Below are 15,963 nucleotides of genomic sequence, written 5' to 3' on the forward strand. Positions count from 1 at the left end.
CCGGCCAAGACCGTTTAGCAAACGAACAGTTACGCGGGGACGGCTGCGCCCAGCCGCGCATCGCCCCCGTCACGCCGCGCCACTCTCAGCGCCTGGCTGGGCTCAGGCAGCACCGCCGGAGAACGCACGGTTCCGCCCGGCGGCAATCGCTTCGCTGTCGAACTTCCAGCGGACGTAGGACAGTGACCCCAGCAGCTCGCCAGAGGTGACGGTGTGGGACTCACCGGCCTCCACCACCCCGGCCAGCGGCAGCCTGCCGATGTTCGCCCAGCGCAGCCGCCCCTCCCCGTCCAGGTAGCTACGGGTGCGCCCCTGGTTGTCGGGGTGCAGGCAGTAGGGGATGTCCAGGTACCCGCGCTGGAACGCCAGCAGCATCGCCCGCCCGACGTCCGGGTCCAGGTTCAGCACCGCGGAGACCAGCGCCGCGGCCTCCGCGTAGGTCTGCGAGTCGGCGCCGTCATCGGCGACCCGCTCGGTGCGGGCCGCACGCGCGGCCGCGTGCTCCAGCGCGCTGACGTTCTCCGCCACCGTCGGGATCCGCACGGACTCGGCGACGGTCTTCACGATCAGCCGCTCCGAGCCGGTGGAGGCCGCCAGCTCGGCCGCGTCGCCGAGCAGCGCCAGCGCCCCGTGCGGCGTGGTGGGGTAGACGCCCATGTAGGCGTAGATGACGACATGCCAGTCCGCCTCGGGCAGCAGCTCGGCGCAGAGCCGGCGCAGCGCGAACACGGCCTCCGTGTCCTGGCCCTGGTGCGTCTGCTGGGCGTAGCTGGCCGAGATCGAGCGCAGCCCGTGCTGGTAGAAGAACAGCGCTTCGAGCGCGCTGATCGCCACCAGTTGGCTGGGCGGGCAGAGTTGGCCGAGCATGCAGCCGCCGAAGGTCTCCAGGTGCGGATCCCGCCCGAGTTCGCGCAGCCGGCTGAAGAGGTCGCAGGAGCGCGACCAGTTCTCCACCGACTCGCGCAGCGGGATGCGCCCGTACGGAAGGCAGTAGGAGACCGGACCGCCTTCCGAGGCGTCCAGTCCCACCGTCATCAGCGCCCGGAAGATGTCCAGCGGCGCGGCCGAGCCGTGCCGGACCTGCACCGGGAAGTCCGCGCCGTGGATCCCGTCCAGCACCCGCCTGGTGGTCTCCGGATCATGGCTGACGATCGGGTAGCCGTTGAGCGATACGCCTTCCAGCAGGGCGAGCTCGGCGGAATCCAGGTCGTTCACCCGGGTGTAGCTGTCCAGGGTGACGGTGCCGACCGTACGGCCGGCGGCACCCTTGGTGGCCAGCAGTCCGGCCCGCATCAGCTCCGGATCGCTCATCCCCATCCGGGGCTGCACCACGAGTTCGCCCGCCCGGTGCGCCCGGCGCACGAACGCGCCCAGGCCGCCGAACCCGGCGACCTCGCCGTACCCGCCGGACCCGACCACCTCGCCGAGCCCGCCGACCTCGCCCCCGGTCACGTCAGCACCCGCTGCGGGAGCGAGTCGAGCAGCCGCCGGAAGGAGGCGATCCCCTCCGCCCCGTCGTCGAAGACCGCGTCGTAGCCGGCCGCGATCAACTCGGCCAGCTGATCGGCGCTCTGGGCGCCCGCGATGGCCAGCTTGCCGCCGATCACCGCCGGGACGGCGCTCAGCTCGTCTCGCTCGCGTACCTTGCCGATCATCCGGATGCCGTCCTGGAAGCCGTGCCCGTTGACGCTGCTGACCACCAGCAGCACCGGACGGCGGGCCAGGCTCTCGCTCACCAGCAGGTCGGTGGGCACGCAGGGGCCCAGGTTCACCACGTCGAACCCCATCTCCTCCAGCAGCAGCTGCAGGAAGACCAGATTCCAGGTGTGCGAGTCGGAGGTGCCGCCCGCGACGATCACCGTCGCGTCCCGTCTGACCACGGCGGGAAGGTTCTGCGCGGCGGCGACGGCCTTGTTCTGCTCTGCGGGCAGCGACATCACAGCTCCTGGCCGAGCTCGTAGGCGCGGACGTGCTCGATCCGCGACACCGAGACCAACTCCTCGCCGCGGACCAGGATCTCGGTCGGTGCCGGGCGTCCGAGGAACATCAGCAGGCTGGCCGTCGGACCGTAGGCGCCGGCGTTGGGGATGCTCACCACGTCCCCGGGCGCCAACGCGGGCAGCTCGATGTCGCGGCCGAGCACATCGCCCGGAGTGCAGAGCGGTCCGACCAGGCTGGCGATCTGGTCGAGCGGGACCCCCTCGTCGTCCAGGCGCACCGAGACCGGCATGATCCGGCCCAGCCCGGACATGCCGCCGAAGGTGTTGATCCCGCCGTCCAGGATCACGAAGCGCCGGCCGCGGCTCTCCTTGAGGTTGACCACGCCAACCATCAGAGTGCCGCTGTCACCGACCAGGTAGCGCCCGGACTCGACCGCGATCCTCACCTCGCCGCTGCGCCAGCCGGGGAACGACTCGTCCAGCGAAATCGCCATCGCCTCACGCAGGTTGCCGTACACCGTCCGCTCGCCGCGGACCGCGTACGGCACCGAGAAGCCGCCGCCGATGTCGACGAAGCGAAAGCGCGTGCCGAGCTCGTCCTGCACTCGGGCGGCCACCGCGATGGTGTGCTGGAACTCCCCGATCAGGCTCGCCTCGTCCTTGGCGTTGCTGAGCGGGAAGAAGTGCGCGCCCGCCACGTCCGTGCCCGGCACGTCGAAGACCTGCTCGCGCAGCTCGGGCAGTGTCTCGCTGTCGAAGCCGAACTGGGACGGCACCCCGGTCATCCGGATGCTGGACGTGGCGCTGGCACTGGCGCTGTTGACCCGCAGAAGGCAGGTGGCGACCACGCCCAGCCGGGTGGCGACCGCGCCGACGTTGCGCAGATCACCCAGCGACTCGACCGAGAAGAGCCGCACCCCGGCGCTCAGCGCCTCGGTCAGCTCCCCCTCGGTCTTGCCGGGGCCGGTGTAGAGGATCTCGCTGCCCTGGAAGCCCGCGCTCAGCACCGCGGCGAGCTCACCGGTGGAGCTGATCTCCGCCCGGCAGCGCCGGCCCTCGCCGGCGCGCATCTCGCGCAGCAGCTCGGGGTGCGGGTTCGCCTTCGCCGCATAGAAGAGCTCGACCTCCTCGGGCAGCGCGGCGAACAGGTCGCGTCGGGCGGCCGCGACGCGGTCCAGGTCGTAGACGTACGACGGAGTACCGAAGCGCTTGGCAAGATCGGCGTAGCCGGTCACGGGGTGGCCCCTTCGAAGAGTAGAGCGAGCTTCCTGCGATCGTGCTTGCCGTGCAGCGTGAGCGGCAGCTCCTCGACCATCCGGCACAGGCCCGGCACCTTGGCCGGTTCCAGGCGCAGCGACAGCTCTCGCAGCACGGTGTGCGGCGCCAGGTCGTCGCCCACCACGCAGACCGCGAGGTCGCGGTCCTCGGTCGGCGGCAGCACCGCTGCGGCCCGGACACCGGGGATGTCCATCGCGGCCGCCTCGATCTCGATCGTGCTCATCCGCACGCCCTTGCGCTTGAACATGTCGTCCCGACGGCCCTCGTAGTAGAGGAACCCGTCCTCGTCCACACTGCCGAAGTCACCGGTGTGCAAGCGCCGTTGCCCACTGACCGGGTCGGTACGGAAGGCCTTGGCGGTGAGCTCGGGCGCCCGCCAGTAGCCGGGCATCACGTGCGGGCCCTCGACCACGATCTCGCCGGCCACGCCGGTGGGCACCTCATTGCCGTCCTCGTCGAGGATCAGCACCCTGGTGCCCGGTAGCGGACGGCCCACCGAGGTGGGCTTGGCGTCCTCGAACTCGGGCGGCAGCACCGAGATGCGCTTGCACTCGGTCTGGCCGAACTGGCGGACCACCTCGACGCCGGGGAAGGCCGTGCGCAGCGCGTCCACCGTGGTCTTCGGCAGCGCGGCGCCGGTGTTGGTGAACAGTCGCACCTTGGACTCGCCGCCCGGGTCGCGCTCGGCGAGGGAGCAGATCATCGCCGCCAGCGAGGGCACGATCGGCACCACGGTCGCGCCGCTCTCACGGATCCGCTTGAGCAGCACCAGGTCCGAGTCGGTGTCGGCCAGCACCAGTTCCGAGCGGCCGAGCGCGGCGAGCAGGATCTTGTAGAGCCCGTAGTCCCAGGAGATCGGGAACCGGCAGAACACCACGTCGTCGGGGCGGTAGCCGAGTTCCTGGTTGATCGCCCTGGAGGCGAAGACCATCTGACGGTGCGGGCAGATCACACCCTTGGGCGCGGCGGTACTGCCGGAGGTGTAGACCAGGACGGCGACCGCGTCGGCGTCGACCTCCTGGACCGAGGCCCGCGCGCCGGCACCGCGCAGAGCCGTCACCTCGGGCCAGACCTCGTCGAAGCCCAGCACCTCGACCGGCGAGAGCCCGGAGATCCGGTCCACCGCAGTGTCGGCGACGATCACCAGCCGGGGCTCGGCGTTGGCGAGCACCGAACGCAGGTGGTACTCCTTCATGCCCGGGTTCAGCGGCACCAGCACCGCACCGCGCCGGGCCGTGCCGTAGAACAGCGCCACCAGCGCCCGGTTGCTCGGCAGTTGAACCAGCACCCGGTCACCGGGGCGCACGTCGCGCGACTCCAGCCACGCGTCGACCGCGTGGCTGTACTCGCCGAGCTCCTGGTAGGTCCATCGCCCGTCCCGGTCGCTGACCGCGACGGCACCGGCCGCGACGTCTGCCGTCGCCTCGTCGAGCACACCGTGCACCAGCACGGCGGGCGCGGCCTGCGGTATCGCGTCACCACTCACGGCGTGTGTCCGTCCTCTCCATCGTGAGCCTCAATCGGATGTCGTCGCGGCCTGGAGTGCGAGCTGCTTGCGGTCGATCTTTCGGTTCGGGTTCAGCGGGAACTCGGCCAGGTGCCGGTAGCGCTTGGGGACGATCGCCACCGGTAGCACCTTGCGCAGGTCACGGGCGAGTTGAGCCGGCGGCACGACCTCGCCGGTGTAGAAGACCACCAGCTCCACCGAGCCCTGAGCCGCGATCGCCACGGTGACCGCGTCCTGCACGCCGGGGCAGCTGCGCACCGCGGCGTCCACCTCGGCCAGCTCCACCCGCACCCCGAGCACCTGCACCTGCGCGTCGTCCCGGCCCAGGTAGAGCAGCTCACCACCGTCCGCCCGGCGAACCCGGTCCCCGGTGCGGTAGAAGCGCCGGCCGTCGCGGTCGAAGAACCGCCCCACGTCGTCGCCGGGATCGAGGTATCCGGCAGTCAACTGTGGTCCGGCAATGCACAGTTCTCCCTCGACGGCATCGTCCTCGCCGCCGGGGCCGAGCAGCAGGACCTGGTGTCCGCCGTGCACCGAACCGATCGGCACCATGCCGTTGAGCGCGTCCTCGCCCGCCCAGCGGTGGGCGGCGACGGTGATGGTCAGCTCGGTCGGCCCGTAGAGGTTCTCCAGCGTCGAATCCGGCGCCGCCGCCAGCCAGTCGCCCGCATCCTGGCAGCTCAGCGCCTCTCCGGCGAAGAAGCTCCAGCGCAGCGAGGGCATGCCGGCGGGCCCGAGACCCCCCATCCGCCGCACCAGCGCGATCGCGCTGGGGGTGGAGAACCAGACGGTCAGGCCGTTGTCCGCGATGAACCGCGGCATGTCCCGGTAGGCCTGCGGCGGCGGAACGACCAGCGTGCCACCGGCTCCCCAGGCGCAGAACAGGTCGAACATCGCGCAGTCGAAGTTGAGGTCGAAGTTCTGCGAGAAGACGTCCTCGGGACCGAAGTCGTACCGCTCGTCGAGCAGGCCGAAGTAGTGATGGGTGTTGGTGTGGGTGACCGGAACGCCCTTGGGCCGGCCCGTCGAGCCCGAGGTGAACAGGACGTACGCGGTGTCCTCACCGCGCACCGGCATCGGCGCGGGCAGCGCGCTGCCCGCCGCCGGCGGTACGGCCGGCTGCGGCTGACCGCCGGGGGCGAAGAGCACCGGGAGGTCGACGCCCTCCGCCCGCAGCCCGACCAGGGCCGGCAGCGAGTCGTCGTCGGCGATGAGCGCACCGACTCCGCTCGCCTCGATCATCTGCCGGGTGCGGGCGGCGGGGAAGGCCGGTTGCAGCGGGACCACGGTGATCCCGGTGTACAGGCCGGCCAGGATCGACGCGTACGCCGAGGGGCCCTTGCCCGCCAGCACGCCGATCGCCGCCGGCCGCGACGGCAGGTGGGCCAGCAGCGAACCGGCCAGCAGCAGCGCGCGCTCGTGCAGCTCCCGGTAGGTCAGGCTGGTCCCGCCCGCCAGCACTGCGGGGCGGTCCGCCGACTTGGCGAGTCCGCGCAGGAAACGCCCGGACAGCGCGAGGTCCACGGTGTCATCCATCGTGGTGGCCCTTTCGTGCCCCTCCCCGCCCCGTCAGGCCTCGGTGCCGATCAGCATGCCCGCCATGGCCTTCCAGAGCACGGCGGGGGTCTCGAAGGTCTCCGGGGTCAGCGCGTCGTCCAGGAAGCGGACGTCGTAGGCCGCCTCCAGGTTGCCCAGGAGCTCCACGGTGCCGAGCGAGTCCAGGCCCAGCTCACGCAGCGGGGTGTCGCTCTCCAACTGCTCGCCCGGGGGCAGGAAGGGCAGGAAGCGGCGCAGGGTCTCTTCGAACTTCTCGTCCCACATGGTCACTCCATCACTGTCGTTGCTCGTCGTAGTGTGCTCGGACGGCGCCGAAGCGGCGCCGGTGTGCTCGGGCGGCGCCGACCGGCGTCGGCGCGTTCTGCCAGGTGCGTTCCAGGAGGGGCCGGACCCTCGCCTCGGCGCTCAGCCGACGGCGGACCGGCGCCTGGGGGCCATCGCCAGCCGGGGGTTGGCCGGCACGACCTCGAAGTTCCCCGTGGTGCACGGGACTCGGCCGAACAGGCTGTCAGGGCCCGCGACACAGACCCGCTCGACGCCGAGTCGCTTGAGACCGGCCACCGCGTCCGGCCAGCGCAGCGGACGCACGATGCTGTCCAGCAGCATCGTGCGCACCTGCTCGGCCGTGGTGAGCAGCGCGCCGTCCTGGTCGGCCACCACCGGCAGCTTCGGGTCGGTGAAGTGCAGGGTGGACAGCACCTCGCGCTCGGCCTTGTCCCGCAGCCCGGCGAAGGCGCCCGAGTGCAGCGGCGGACGCATGGTGTAGAGCGGCATCCCACCGATCGCGCGCAGCCGCTGCTGCATCCACTCCACCCGGGACTCGCGCAGCGAGAGCATGTAGAAGCCCTCGTCGATGTAGCAGGAAATGTCGTGCCACTCGCCCTGCTCGTCCAGCTCGGCGAGGATCTCGCCCAGTTTCTCCCCGGGAGTACGGACGAAGGAGAGCACCACGATGTCGGTGTGCTCCCGGCTGAAGTACTCGTCCATGCAGCGCGCGAGTTCCGCGGTCATCCGCACGGCCTCGGGCATCGAGAGCGACTGGGCGAAGGCGACCGCCGCCTTCTCGCCGAAGCTGGGGCCGAGGACGGCCTCGGCTTCGACGCCGAGGGCATCCTGCGCCCAGTCGGCGCTGGCCAGGCAGTTGACCAGGAAGGCCACCTGGGCTGCCTCGGAGTAGTCGCCCTCGGCCTCGCGGAAGGCGTCCACCAGGGAGTAGCCGAGGACCTCGTCGGCGACCGTGACCAGTTCCCTGGCGAAGCGGTTGGCCACCATGAACCGGCCGACGTCGTCGAAGGTGGCCGGGCCCATACCGGGGAAGATCATCGCTGTTCGCTTCGTCATGACCGGCTCCCCCGCACCGGCTGCGCCAGCTCCTTCAGGAAGCCCACCATCACCTCGGTGAAGCGATCCGACTCCTCCAGGTGCGGGCAGTGGCTCGAGTTCTCGAAGATCTCCCAACGCACGTTGGGGATGCGGTCGAAGTAGGGCTGCATCGTCACCGGGGTGGCCTCGTCGTACCTGCCGCTGATCAGCAGCGTCGGCGTCCGGATCGCGTCCAGTTCGTCGATGATCGACCAGTCCTTGAGGGTGCCGATCACGTGGAACTCGTTGGGCCCGTTCATCGTGTAGTACACGGTCGGGTCGTTGTAGATCTCCATGAAGGAGGAGAGGAAGTCCTTCGGCCAGGGCAGGATCCGGCACACGTGACGGTCGTAGAAGACCCGCATGGCGGCCAGGTACTCGGGCGACTCGAAGGTCTCGGCCGCCTCGTGCCGCAGCAGGGTCTCCTGCACGTCCGGCGGCAGCTGCGCGCGCAGCACGGCCATCTCACTGAGCCACAGCGGGTAGGAGGCGGGCGAGTTGGCCACCACCAAGCCGCGCAGTCCGGCCGGCCGGGTCATCGCGTGCTTCGCGGCGAGCAGGCCGCCCCAGGACTGGCCGAACAGCACGTAGTTGTCGGCGATGCCCAGTTCGCTCAGCAGGTTGGCCAGTTCGGCGGCGAAGAGGTCGGTCTTCCAGAAGTCGGCGCCCTTGTCGGGCAGATGGGTCGAGCCACCGTTGCCGAGCTGGTCGTAGTGCACCACCGGCCAGCCCCGCTCGGCGAGTTCGGTCAGCTGCAGCAGGTAGTCGTGGGTGCTGCCGGGACCGCCGTGCACCACCACCACGGCCGGTTTCTCCGCTCGGAGGTCGCCGGTGACCCGGTACCAGGTTCGGTACTCCCCGAACGGGACGGTTCCCTTAGCACTGGGCTCCAGGGGCACGGTAACCACCTCAGTCGACAGACGTGTTCGGGGTGCATGGAAAGTGATCCGGTCCCGACGCTAACGCGCTGCGACGGCCCGACTGGACCCCTAGCGGCCCCTAGCCCAGCAGGGGCGCGAGCCGGATCGGCCCGGGTCGCGACACAGGCCACGCGGTAGGGGTCGGCAGGGGGTGTGGTGCGGTGATCGGGCCGCCTAACGTGCGAACAGCGGTCGAATGCGCCGTACGGGTGGCCGCTCCACGCGCCCGGGTTCTCCTCGCACCGGGGCCTTCCTCGCGCGGAGGGGCGGAGGGCTTCTTCGCACCGGGGGCCTTCCTCACACCGGGATCAGCGTGCCCGGATCAGCGTGCTCGCGCATGCGACGCACGCGAGTTCCGACGTATGCGGGTTCGAATGAGTTCGTTCCAGTGAGTTCGAGAGGGCACCATGACCCAGACTGCCGACCAAGACCGTCCGGCCATCCAGCCGCCGGCCTTCCCGATGCCGCGTTCCTGCCCTTTCAGCCCGCCGGCACAGTACGCCAAGCTCCGTGAGAGCGAGCCGATCTCTCGGGCGGTCCTCAAGGTCAACGGCAAGCCCACCTGGCTGGTCAGCACCTACGAGAGCATGAAGAAGATCCTCGGCGACTCCCGGGTGAGCGCCAACCTCAAGCTGCCCGGCTACCCGCTGCAGGTGCCGGTGCCCGAGGAGATGCTGCAGGCCGTCCCGCTCACCTTCCTCTCCATGGACCAGCCCGAACACACCGTCCAGCGCCGGCTGCTGGCGCCCGAGTTCAGCCTGCGCCAGATTCGCGCGCTGCGCCCCCGGATCCAGCAGATCGTGGATGCCCGGATCGATGCGATGCTGGCCGAGGGCGGCCCGCTGGACCTGGTGGCCGCACTCGCGCTGCCGGTGCCCTCGCTGGTGATCTGCGAGCTGCTCGGCGTCCCCTACGAGGACCACCCGCGCTTCGAGCACTGGGCCGGCCAGATCATGAACCATGACATCAGCGACGCGGAGCGCGGCCTGGCGCACTACGAACTCGACCAGTACGTCGACCAGTTGGTCACCAACAAGGAGACCACGCCGGGCGACGACATGATCAGCCGGCTGATCGCGGCCAACCGCGCCGAGCCCTCCGTCGAGCACGCCGACATCGTGAGCATGGCCCGGCTGATGCTGGTCACCGGCCACGAGACCACCGCCAACATGATCGCGCTGGGCACTCTGGCCCTGCTGGAGCACCCCGACCAGCTCGCCGCGGTCAAGGCCGACTCCACCCTGCTGCCCAAGGCCGTCGAGGAGTTGCTTCGGTTCTTCAGCATCTCCGACGCCGGCACCGCCCGGGTCGCACTGGAGGACATCGAGATCGACGGAGTCGTCATCAAGGCGGGCGAGGGCATCCTGCCGCTCAACAACTCCGCCAACCACGACGAGAGCGTCTTCCCCGACGCCGACACCCTCGACATCCGGCGCGAGGCCCGCAGCCACCTCGCCTTCGGCTACGGCATCCACCAGTGCATCGGCCAGAACCTCGCCCGGATCGAACTCGAAATGGTCTACGAGACCCTCTTCCGGCGCATCCCCGGCCTCAGGCTCACCGTCCCGATGTCCGAGCTCAAGTTCAAGGACGACGCCATCGTCTACGGCATGTACGAACTGCCCGTCACCTGGTGACCCAGGCGGATCGATCCGACCAGTCGAACCCGACTCCGAGAGGGCACCATGACCCAGGACCACCTGGCGACCGAACTGCCGAACTTCCCGATGACCCGCACCTGTCCGTTCAGCCCGCCGGCGCAGTACGCCAAGCTCCGTGAGAACGAGCCGATCTCCCAGGCGGTACTCAAGGTCACCGGCAAGCCGGCCTGGCTGGTCACCACGCACGAGCACGTCAAGACGGTGCTCGGCGACTCCCGCGTGAGCTCCAACCTCAAACTGCCCGGCTACCCGCACCAGTTCCACATCCCCGAGGAGATGCTCCGCGAGGTCCGCCTCATGCTGCTCTCCATGGACCCGCCGGAGCACACCGCCCAGCGCCGCTACCTGATCCCCGAGTTCACCGCCCGCCGAATGCGCGCGCTGCGCCCCCGGATCCAGGAGATCGTGGACGCCCGGATCGACGCGATGCTCGCGGCCGGCGGACCGGTCGACCTGGTGGCCGCACTCTCGCTGGCGGTGCCCTCGCTGGTGATCTGCGAGCTGCTCGGCGTCCCGTACGAGGACCACCCGCAGTTCGAGGAGTGGTCGGCGCTGATGATGAACCACGACATCAGCCCGGAGGAGTACGGCGCCGCGGTCGTCGGCCTGGACACGTACCTGGACAGGCTGGTCACCGCCAAGGAGGCCGAACCCGGCGACGACCTGATCAGCCGGTTCATCGAGAAGAACCGCGAAGAGCCGATCGCCGACCACACCGACATCGTCACCATGGCCCGGCTGATGCTGGTCGGCGGGCACGAGACCACCGCCAACATGATCTCGCTCGGCGTGCTCGGCCTGCTGGAGCACCCCGAGCAGCTCGACGCCGTCAAGGCCGACCACGAGCTGCTGCCCGGCGCGGTGGAGGAACTGCTGCGGTTCTTCAGCATCTCCGACTCCGGCACCGCCCGGGTCGCACTGGAGGACATCGAGATCGACGGCACCGTCATCAAGGCAGGCGAGGGCATCCTGCCGCTCAACAACTCCGCCAACCACGACGAGAGCGTCTTCCCCGACGCCGACACCCTCGACATCCGCCGCGAGGAGGCCCGCAGCCACCTCGCCTTCGGCTACGGCATCCACCAGTGCATCGGCCAGAACCTCGCCCGGATCGAACTCGAAGTCGTCTTCGGCACCCTGTTCCGGCGCATCCCCGGCCTCAAGCTGGCCGTCCCGGTGTCCGAGCTCAAGTTCAAGGACGAGGCCCTGGTCTACGGCGTCCACGAGCTCCCCGTCACCTGGTGACCGTTCAGCCCACAGAGGTCCACTCCACCGAAGTTCACCCCACAGAGCGAGGTACAACCACTATGCGTGTCAGCGTCGACCCCGACCGGTGTGTGTCGGCCGGCCAGTGCGTCATGCGCGCCCCCGACGTCTTCGACCAGGACGACGACGGCATCGTGACGCTGCTCCAGGAGGAGCCACCCGCGGAGCTGCACACGCTGGTCAGGCAGACCGCCTCGCTCTGCCCGGTGCGGCTCATCCAGATCACCGAGTAGCCGAAGGACGGCTGAGCGAACACCCCCACCGATCGCCGCACACGCCCGGCGGGGCGTGGCGCGTTTGCGGGGCCCCGCTCCCTGGACCGGGCCGGCGTTCGCCGCTCTCCGGCGTGGTCGGGGCCCCGACCACGCCGCTCACCGCAGCGTCCCGGTCCCGGGAGAGCTCCGTCGACTGCGCCGCTCCCACCCCGGTCGGAAGCCGGAACCGCAGCACGCTCGCCGCGCGAACCGGAGCGCCCGGCAACGATCCCGTTCGGCATCGCGTCGTTCCGGCTTGCCGGGTTCATCCTGTGGCCGTTCGGGCGGACGGCGGTGGAGTGGCCGGATGACGGTGGAGCGGCCGGACGCGGGGCCGGCGTCCTGCGTGGGGAACGTCATCTGGCCGGTGTTCGCCGGCTGGTGGCTGGCTCTCGGGCACCTGATCACGAGCATCCCGCTGTTCCTGTCGATCATCGGCATCCCCTTCGGGTGGGCCAACCTGAAGATGATCCCGGTCTCGCTGATGCCGCTCGGCCGCGAGATCGTGCCGACCGACCAGGAGTGGGGCGCGCGGTAACCGTCACGGACCTCGACGGCCGGCGGAGGGCAGCAGCCCTCGCCGGCCGTTCGCGTTTCCGGGGGTCAGGCGCGGCGGGTGAGGGCCTTGCGCGCCGCGTAGGCGGCGGCGCCGAGGGCGAGGACGGCAGCGCCCCAGAGGACGGAGCCGGCGGGGAGGGCGAAGGCGAGGACGAGGCAGCCGGCCGTGCCGAGGACGGGGACGGCCCGCGGGGGGCGGCCCTCGGCGGGGGTGAGGGTCCAGGCGGAGGCGTTGGCGACGGCGTAGTAGGCGAGGACGCCGAAGGAGGAGAAGCCGATCGCGCCGCGGATGTCGCCGAGGGCCGCGACGAGGGCCACCACCGCACCGACGGCCAGCTCGGCGCGGTGCGGGACGCCGAAGCGGGGGTGGACGGCGGCGAGGGCGTGCGGGAGGTGGCGGTCGCGGGCCATCGCCAGGGTGGTGCGGGAGACGCCGAGGATCAGGGCGAGCAGCGAGCCCAGGGCGGCGACCGCCGCGCCCGCGCGCACCACCGGGACGAGGGCGGGCGCTCCGGCGGCCCGGACGGCGTCGGCCAGCGGAGCGGCGCTGTGGGCGAGGCGGTCGGGGCCGAGGACGGCCAGGACGGCGAGGGCGACGGCGGTGTAGACGACCAGGGTGATGCCGAGGGCGAGCGGGATCGCCCGGGGGATGGTGCGCTGGGGGTCGCGGACCTCCTCGCCGAGGGTGGCGATCCGGGCGTACCCCGCGAAGGCGAAGAACAGCAGGCCGGCGGCCTGGAGCACGCCGTGGAAGCCGGCGTCCGCACCGACGGCCCAGTGGCCGGTGTCGGCCGCGCCGCCGGCCAGGCAGGCGGTGACCACGGCGGCGAGCACCGCCAGGACGACGGCCACGATCGCCCTGGTCAGCCACGCGGCCTTCTGCACGCCGACGTAGTCGACGGCGGTCAGCGCCACCACGGCGGCGACCGCGACGGCGTGGGCCTGGGCGGGCCAGACGTAGGAGCCGACGGTGAGGGCCATCGCGGCGCAGGAGGCGGTCTTGCCGACGACGAAGCCCCAGCCGGCCAGGTAGCCCCAGAAGTCGCCGAGCCGCTCGCGGCCGTAGACGTACGTACCGCCGGACTGCGGGTAGCGGGCGGCGAGCCGGGCCGAGGAGGTGGCGTTGCAGTACGCCACCACGCCGGCCAGCGCCAGCCCCACCAGCAGTCCGGAGCCCGCTGCCCCGGCGGCGGGCGCGAGCGCGGCGAAGACGCCCGCGCCGATCATCGAGCCCAGCCCGATGACCACGGCGTCGAACACCCCCAGGTGCCGCCGCAGCTCCCCCGGGGCGGCCACCGTCGGCGACGAACTCATGCGCTGTACCTCTCTCGATCCGGCTGTGGTGTCGGCGCACCCTACCGGAGGGAGGGGAACAGGGGGTGCGGGGCCGGAGCGCCGCGGAAACCCCTGGTCAGCGGCTGAGCCTGGCCTCCAGGGCGCGCAGGTCCGCGGTGAGGGCGGCGCGCACCTGGCAGAACATCAGCGGGCCGACCAGGAGGGGGCCGCCGCGGACGCGGATGCGGGCGAAGGTGCCGGCCTGGGTGGGTTCGAAGGTGTAGGTGACGCGCATGGGCATCGGCCCGGCGACGGAGACCATGTCGAGCACCGTCGGCGGGCGGTGGCGCGCCACGCGCAGCACGTACCGGAAGGGCCTGCCGAGGAAGTGCGCGGTCCGGGTGACCTCGGCGCCCACGCCGAAGCCGCCGGTGTCGGCCTCCCGGGTGAGGGCGGCGGTGCGGATGCCCCCGGTCCACTCGGAGTCGTGGCGCCAGTCCATCGCGTAGGCGGCGACGGTGGCCGGCGGGAGGGGGATCAGGCGTTCCACTGTGACGTCGAGGGGCATGATCACACTCTCCCGCCGGGCGGGCCACCGCGCTCCCTGGACCCGCCCGGGGGAAGGGCCGAACGGGTGGATCCGCCGGAGCTCCGGGGTCAGGGTCCCGTGATCAGAGCCCCAGGATCCGCTGGGCCTGTGCCCGCATCTCGACCTTGCGGATCTTCCCGGTGACCGTCATCGGGAACTCCTCGACCACGTGCACGTAGCGCGGGATCTTGAAGTGGGCGAGCCGGCCGGCGCAGTACGCTCGGACGGCCTCGTCGGTGAGCGGTTCGGCGCCCTCCCGCATCCGGATCCAGGCCATCAGCTCCTCGCCGTACTTGGCGTCGGGGACGCCGATGACCTGGACGTCCAGGATGTCCGGGTGGGTGTGGAGGAACTCCTCGATCTCGCGCGGGTAGAGGTTCTCGCCGCCGCGGATCACCATGTCCTTGATCCGGCCGGTGATGGCGAGGTAGCCGTCCTCGTCCATCACGGCGAGGTCCCCGGTGTGCATCCAGCGGGCGGCGTCGACGGCCTCGGCGGTGCGTTCGGGCTCGCCCCAGTAGCCGAGCATGACGGAGTAGCCGCGGGTGCACAGCTCGCCGGGTTCGCCGCGCGGCACGGTACGGCCGGTGGCCGGGTCGACCACCTTGACCTCCAGGTGCGGGCCGACCCGGCCCACCGTGGTGACCCGGCGCTCGACCGGGTCGTCGACCCGGGTCTGGGTGGAGACCGGCGAGGTCTCGGTCATGCCGTAGCAGATGGAGACCTGCGCCATGCCCATCCGCCCGATGACCTCCTTCATCACCTCGCTCGGGCAGGGCGAGCCGGCCATGATGCCGGTGCGCAGGCTGGTGAGGTCGTAGCGGTCGAAGTCCGGGTCGGCCAGTTCGGCGATGAACATGGTCGGCACGCCGTACAGCGAGGTGCAGCGCTCGGCGGCGACGGCGGCGAGGGTCGCGCCGGGCTCGAAGGACGGGGCGGGGATGACCATGCAGGCGCCGTGCGAGGTGGCGGCGAGGTTTCCCATCACCATGCCGAAGCAGTGGTAGAAGGGCACCGGGACGCAGATCCGGTCCCGCTCGGTGTAGTCGAGCAGCTCGCCGACGAAGTAGCCGTTGTTGAGGATGTTGTGGTGCGAGAGCGTCGCGCCCTTGGGGAAGCCGGTCGTCCCGGAGGTGTACTGGATGTTGATCGGGTCGTCGGGGGCCAACTCGCCCTGGAGTTCGGCGAGTCGGGCGGGGTCAGCGCGCCGTCCGGCGGCGGTCACGGCGTCCCAGTCCGGACCACCGATCAGCAGGACGCGCTCCAACTCCGGGCAGCGGGGCCTGACTTCCTCGATCATTCCGGCGTAGTCGGAGGTCTTGAAGCGCTCGACGGCGACCAGCAGTCGGATGCCGGACTGGTTCAGCACGTACTCCAACTCGTGGGCCCGGTACGCCGGGTTGACCGTCACCAGGATCGCGCCGAGCTTGGCGGTGGCGTACTGGGTGAGCGTCCACTCGGCGCAGTTGGGGGCCCAGATGCCGACCCGGTCCCCCTTGGCGATCCCGAGTTCCAGCAGGCCGAGCGCCAGGGCGTCGACGTCGGCGGCGAGTTCGGCGTACGTCCAGCGGCGGACGGTGGCCCGGTCGACCAGGGCGTCGCGCTCGGGGAAGGCGCGCACCGCGCGGTCGAGGTTCTCCCCGATGGTGTCACCGAGCAGCGGGACGTCCGCCGTGCCGGAGGCGTAGCTGCGTGGGGTCGGCGTGGTCGGCACGGGCTGGCTCCCGGGGACGGCGGTGCGGGTCAGGGACCATGGTCGCCGTCGCGACTCCGCGCCGCTACCCCCGAACGGGGGT

Annotated in this window: 14 protein-coding genes and 1 pseudogene; 4 read left to right on the plus strand and 11 right to left on the minus strand. The window is 71.1% G+C overall.

The window, feature by feature from the left end:
* Window positions 1–102 precede the first annotated feature (102 nt).
* From ACIQ87_RS32855 to ACIQ87_RS32890, 8 genes are all read right to left on the minus strand, one after another.
* The gene (locus ACIQ87_RS32855) at window positions 103–1,419 is read right to left on the minus strand and encodes a methylaspartate mutase (protein ID WP_402414094.1); all 1,317 of its coding nucleotides are present in this window, start codon (window positions 1,417–1,419) and stop codon (window positions 103–105) included.
* Between the two features lie 29 nt (window positions 1,420–1,448).
* The gene (locus tag ACIQ87_RS32860) at window positions 1,449–1,937 is read right to left on the minus strand and encodes a cobalamin B12-binding domain-containing protein (RefSeq protein WP_402414003.1); all 489 of its coding nucleotides are present in this window, start codon (window positions 1,935–1,937) and stop codon (window positions 1,449–1,451) included.
* Window positions 1,937–3,175 (minus strand): type III PLP-dependent enzyme, encoded by a 1,239-nt coding sequence (locus tag ACIQ87_RS32865; RefSeq protein ID WP_402414006.1) that lies wholly within the window; start codon window positions 3,173–3,175, stop codon window positions 1,937–1,939. The genes ACIQ87_RS32860 and ACIQ87_RS32865 overlap by 1 nt, the downstream gene beginning before the upstream one ends.
* A complete protein-coding gene (locus ACIQ87_RS32870; protein ID WP_402414008.1) occupies window positions 3,172–4,704 on the minus strand; it encodes an AMP-binding protein in 1,533 nt (510 codons plus the stop codon). Before ACIQ87_RS32870 ends, ACIQ87_RS32865 begins: the two co-directional genes overlap by 4 nt.
* 30 nt (window positions 4,705–4,734) lie before the next feature.
* Complete coding sequence (locus ACIQ87_RS32875) at window positions 4,735–6,261, minus strand: AMP-binding protein (RefSeq protein WP_402414010.1); 1,527 nt, start codon at window positions 6,259–6,261, stop codon at window positions 4,735–4,737.
* A 33-nt stretch (window positions 6,262–6,294) separates the two neighbouring features.
* Complete coding sequence (locus ACIQ87_RS32880) at window positions 6,295–6,546, minus strand: phosphopantetheine-binding protein (RefSeq protein WP_380458481.1); 252 nt, start codon at window positions 6,544–6,546, stop codon at window positions 6,295–6,297.
* 141 nt (window positions 6,547–6,687) lie between these two features.
* The gene (locus ACIQ87_RS32885; protein WP_402414013.1) at window positions 6,688–7,623 is read right to left on the minus strand and encodes an ACP S-malonyltransferase; all 936 of its coding nucleotides are present in this window, start codon (window positions 7,621–7,623) and stop codon (window positions 6,688–6,690) included.
* Window positions 7,620–8,543 (minus strand): proline iminopeptidase-family hydrolase, encoded by a 924-nt coding sequence (locus tag ACIQ87_RS32890; RefSeq protein ID WP_402414015.1) that lies wholly within the window; start codon window positions 8,541–8,543, stop codon window positions 7,620–7,622. Before ACIQ87_RS32890 ends, ACIQ87_RS32885 begins: the two co-directional genes overlap by 4 nt.
* Before the next feature lie 428 nt (window positions 8,544–8,971).
* Between ACIQ87_RS32890 and ACIQ87_RS32895 the strand changes: the two genes are divergently transcribed.
* From ACIQ87_RS32895 to ACIQ87_RS32910, 4 genes and pseudogenes are all read left to right on the plus strand, one after another.
* Window positions 8,972–10,201 carry a cytochrome P450 gene (locus ACIQ87_RS32895; RefSeq protein ID WP_402414017.1) on the plus strand — a complete coding sequence of 410 codons (1,230 nt, stop codon included), beginning with the start codon at window positions 8,972–8,974 and terminating at the stop codon, window positions 10,199–10,201.
* Between the two features lie 48 nt (window positions 10,202–10,249).
* On the plus strand, window positions 10,250–11,470 hold the full coding sequence (locus ACIQ87_RS32900; RefSeq protein ID WP_402414020.1) for a cytochrome P450: 1,221 nt from the start codon (window positions 10,250–10,252) through the stop codon (window positions 11,468–11,470).
* Window positions 11,471–11,532: 62 nt separating this feature from the next.
* On the plus strand, window positions 11,533–11,724 hold the full coding sequence (locus ACIQ87_RS32905) for a ferredoxin (protein ID WP_380458471.1): 192 nt from the start codon (window positions 11,533–11,535) through the stop codon (window positions 11,722–11,724).
* 249 nt (window positions 11,725–11,973) lie between these two features.
* Window positions 11,974–12,283: pseudogene (locus tag ACIQ87_RS32910) on the plus strand (YccF family protein).
* 65 nt (window positions 12,284–12,348) lie between these two features.
* Here ACIQ87_RS32910 and ACIQ87_RS32915 read toward each other — a convergent pair.
* The 3 genes from ACIQ87_RS32915 to ACIQ87_RS32925 all read right to left on the minus strand — a co-directional run bounded on the left by ACIQ87_RS32915 (window position 12,349) and on the right by ACIQ87_RS32925 (window position 15,881).
* Window positions 12,349–13,617 (minus strand): APC family permease, encoded by a 1,269-nt coding sequence (locus tag ACIQ87_RS32915; protein WP_402414024.1) that lies wholly within the window; start codon window positions 13,615–13,617, stop codon window positions 12,349–12,351.
* Window positions 13,618–13,714: 97 nt separating this feature from the next.
* Window positions 13,715–14,146 carry an SRPBCC family protein gene (locus ACIQ87_RS32920; RefSeq protein ID WP_402414026.1) on the minus strand — a complete coding sequence of 144 codons (432 nt, stop codon included), beginning with the start codon at window positions 14,144–14,146 and terminating at the stop codon, window positions 13,715–13,717.
* A 103-nt stretch (window positions 14,147–14,249) separates the two neighbouring features.
* Window positions 14,250–15,881: an AMP-binding protein gene (locus ACIQ87_RS32925; protein WP_402414029.1), complete on the minus strand. Its 1,632-nt coding sequence runs from the start codon at window positions 15,879–15,881 to the stop codon at window positions 14,250–14,252.
* Between the last annotated feature and the right edge of the window lie 82 nt (window positions 15,882–15,963).

This window comes from Kitasatospora sp. NPDC096204, from assembly GCF_044763205.1.
Classification (GTDB): Bacteria; Actinomycetota; Actinomycetes; order Streptomycetales; family Streptomycetaceae; genus Kitasatospora.

Bases quoted from the DNA above. Each gene is read 5' to 3' on its own strand.
- ACIQ87_RS32860 (WP_402414003.1), bottom strand. From the start codon at position 1,937: ATGTCGCTGCCCGCAGAGCAGAACAAGGCCGTCGCCGCCGCGCAGAAC.
- ACIQ87_RS32875 (WP_402414010.1), bottom strand. From the start codon at position 6,261: ATGGATGACACCGTGGACCTCGCGCTGTCCGGGCGTTTCCTGCGCGGA.
- ACIQ87_RS32880 (WP_380458481.1), bottom strand. From the start codon at position 6,546: ATGTGGGACGAGAAGTTCGAAGAGACCCTGCGCCGCTTCCTGCCCTTC.
- ACIQ87_RS32885 (WP_402414013.1), bottom strand. From the start codon at position 7,623: ATGACGAAGCGAACAGCGATGATCTTCCCCGGTATGGGCCCGGCCACC.
- ACIQ87_RS32895 (WP_402414017.1), top strand. From the start codon at position 8,972: ATGACCCAGACTGCCGACCAAGACCGTCCGGCCATCCAGCCGCCGGCC.
- ACIQ87_RS32900 (WP_402414020.1), top strand. From the start codon at position 10,250: ATGACCCAGGACCACCTGGCGACCGAACTGCCGAACTTCCCGATGACC.
- ACIQ87_RS32905 (WP_380458471.1), top strand. From the start codon at position 11,533: ATGCGTGTCAGCGTCGACCCCGACCGGTGTGTGTCGGCCGGCCAGTGC.
- ACIQ87_RS32915 (WP_402414024.1), bottom strand. From the start codon at position 13,617: ATGAGTTCGTCGCCGACGGTGGCCGCCCCGGGGGAGCTGCGGCGGCAC.
- ACIQ87_RS32920 (WP_402414026.1), bottom strand. From the start codon at position 14,146: ATGCCCCTCGACGTCACAGTGGAACGCCTGATCCCCCTCCCGCCGGCC.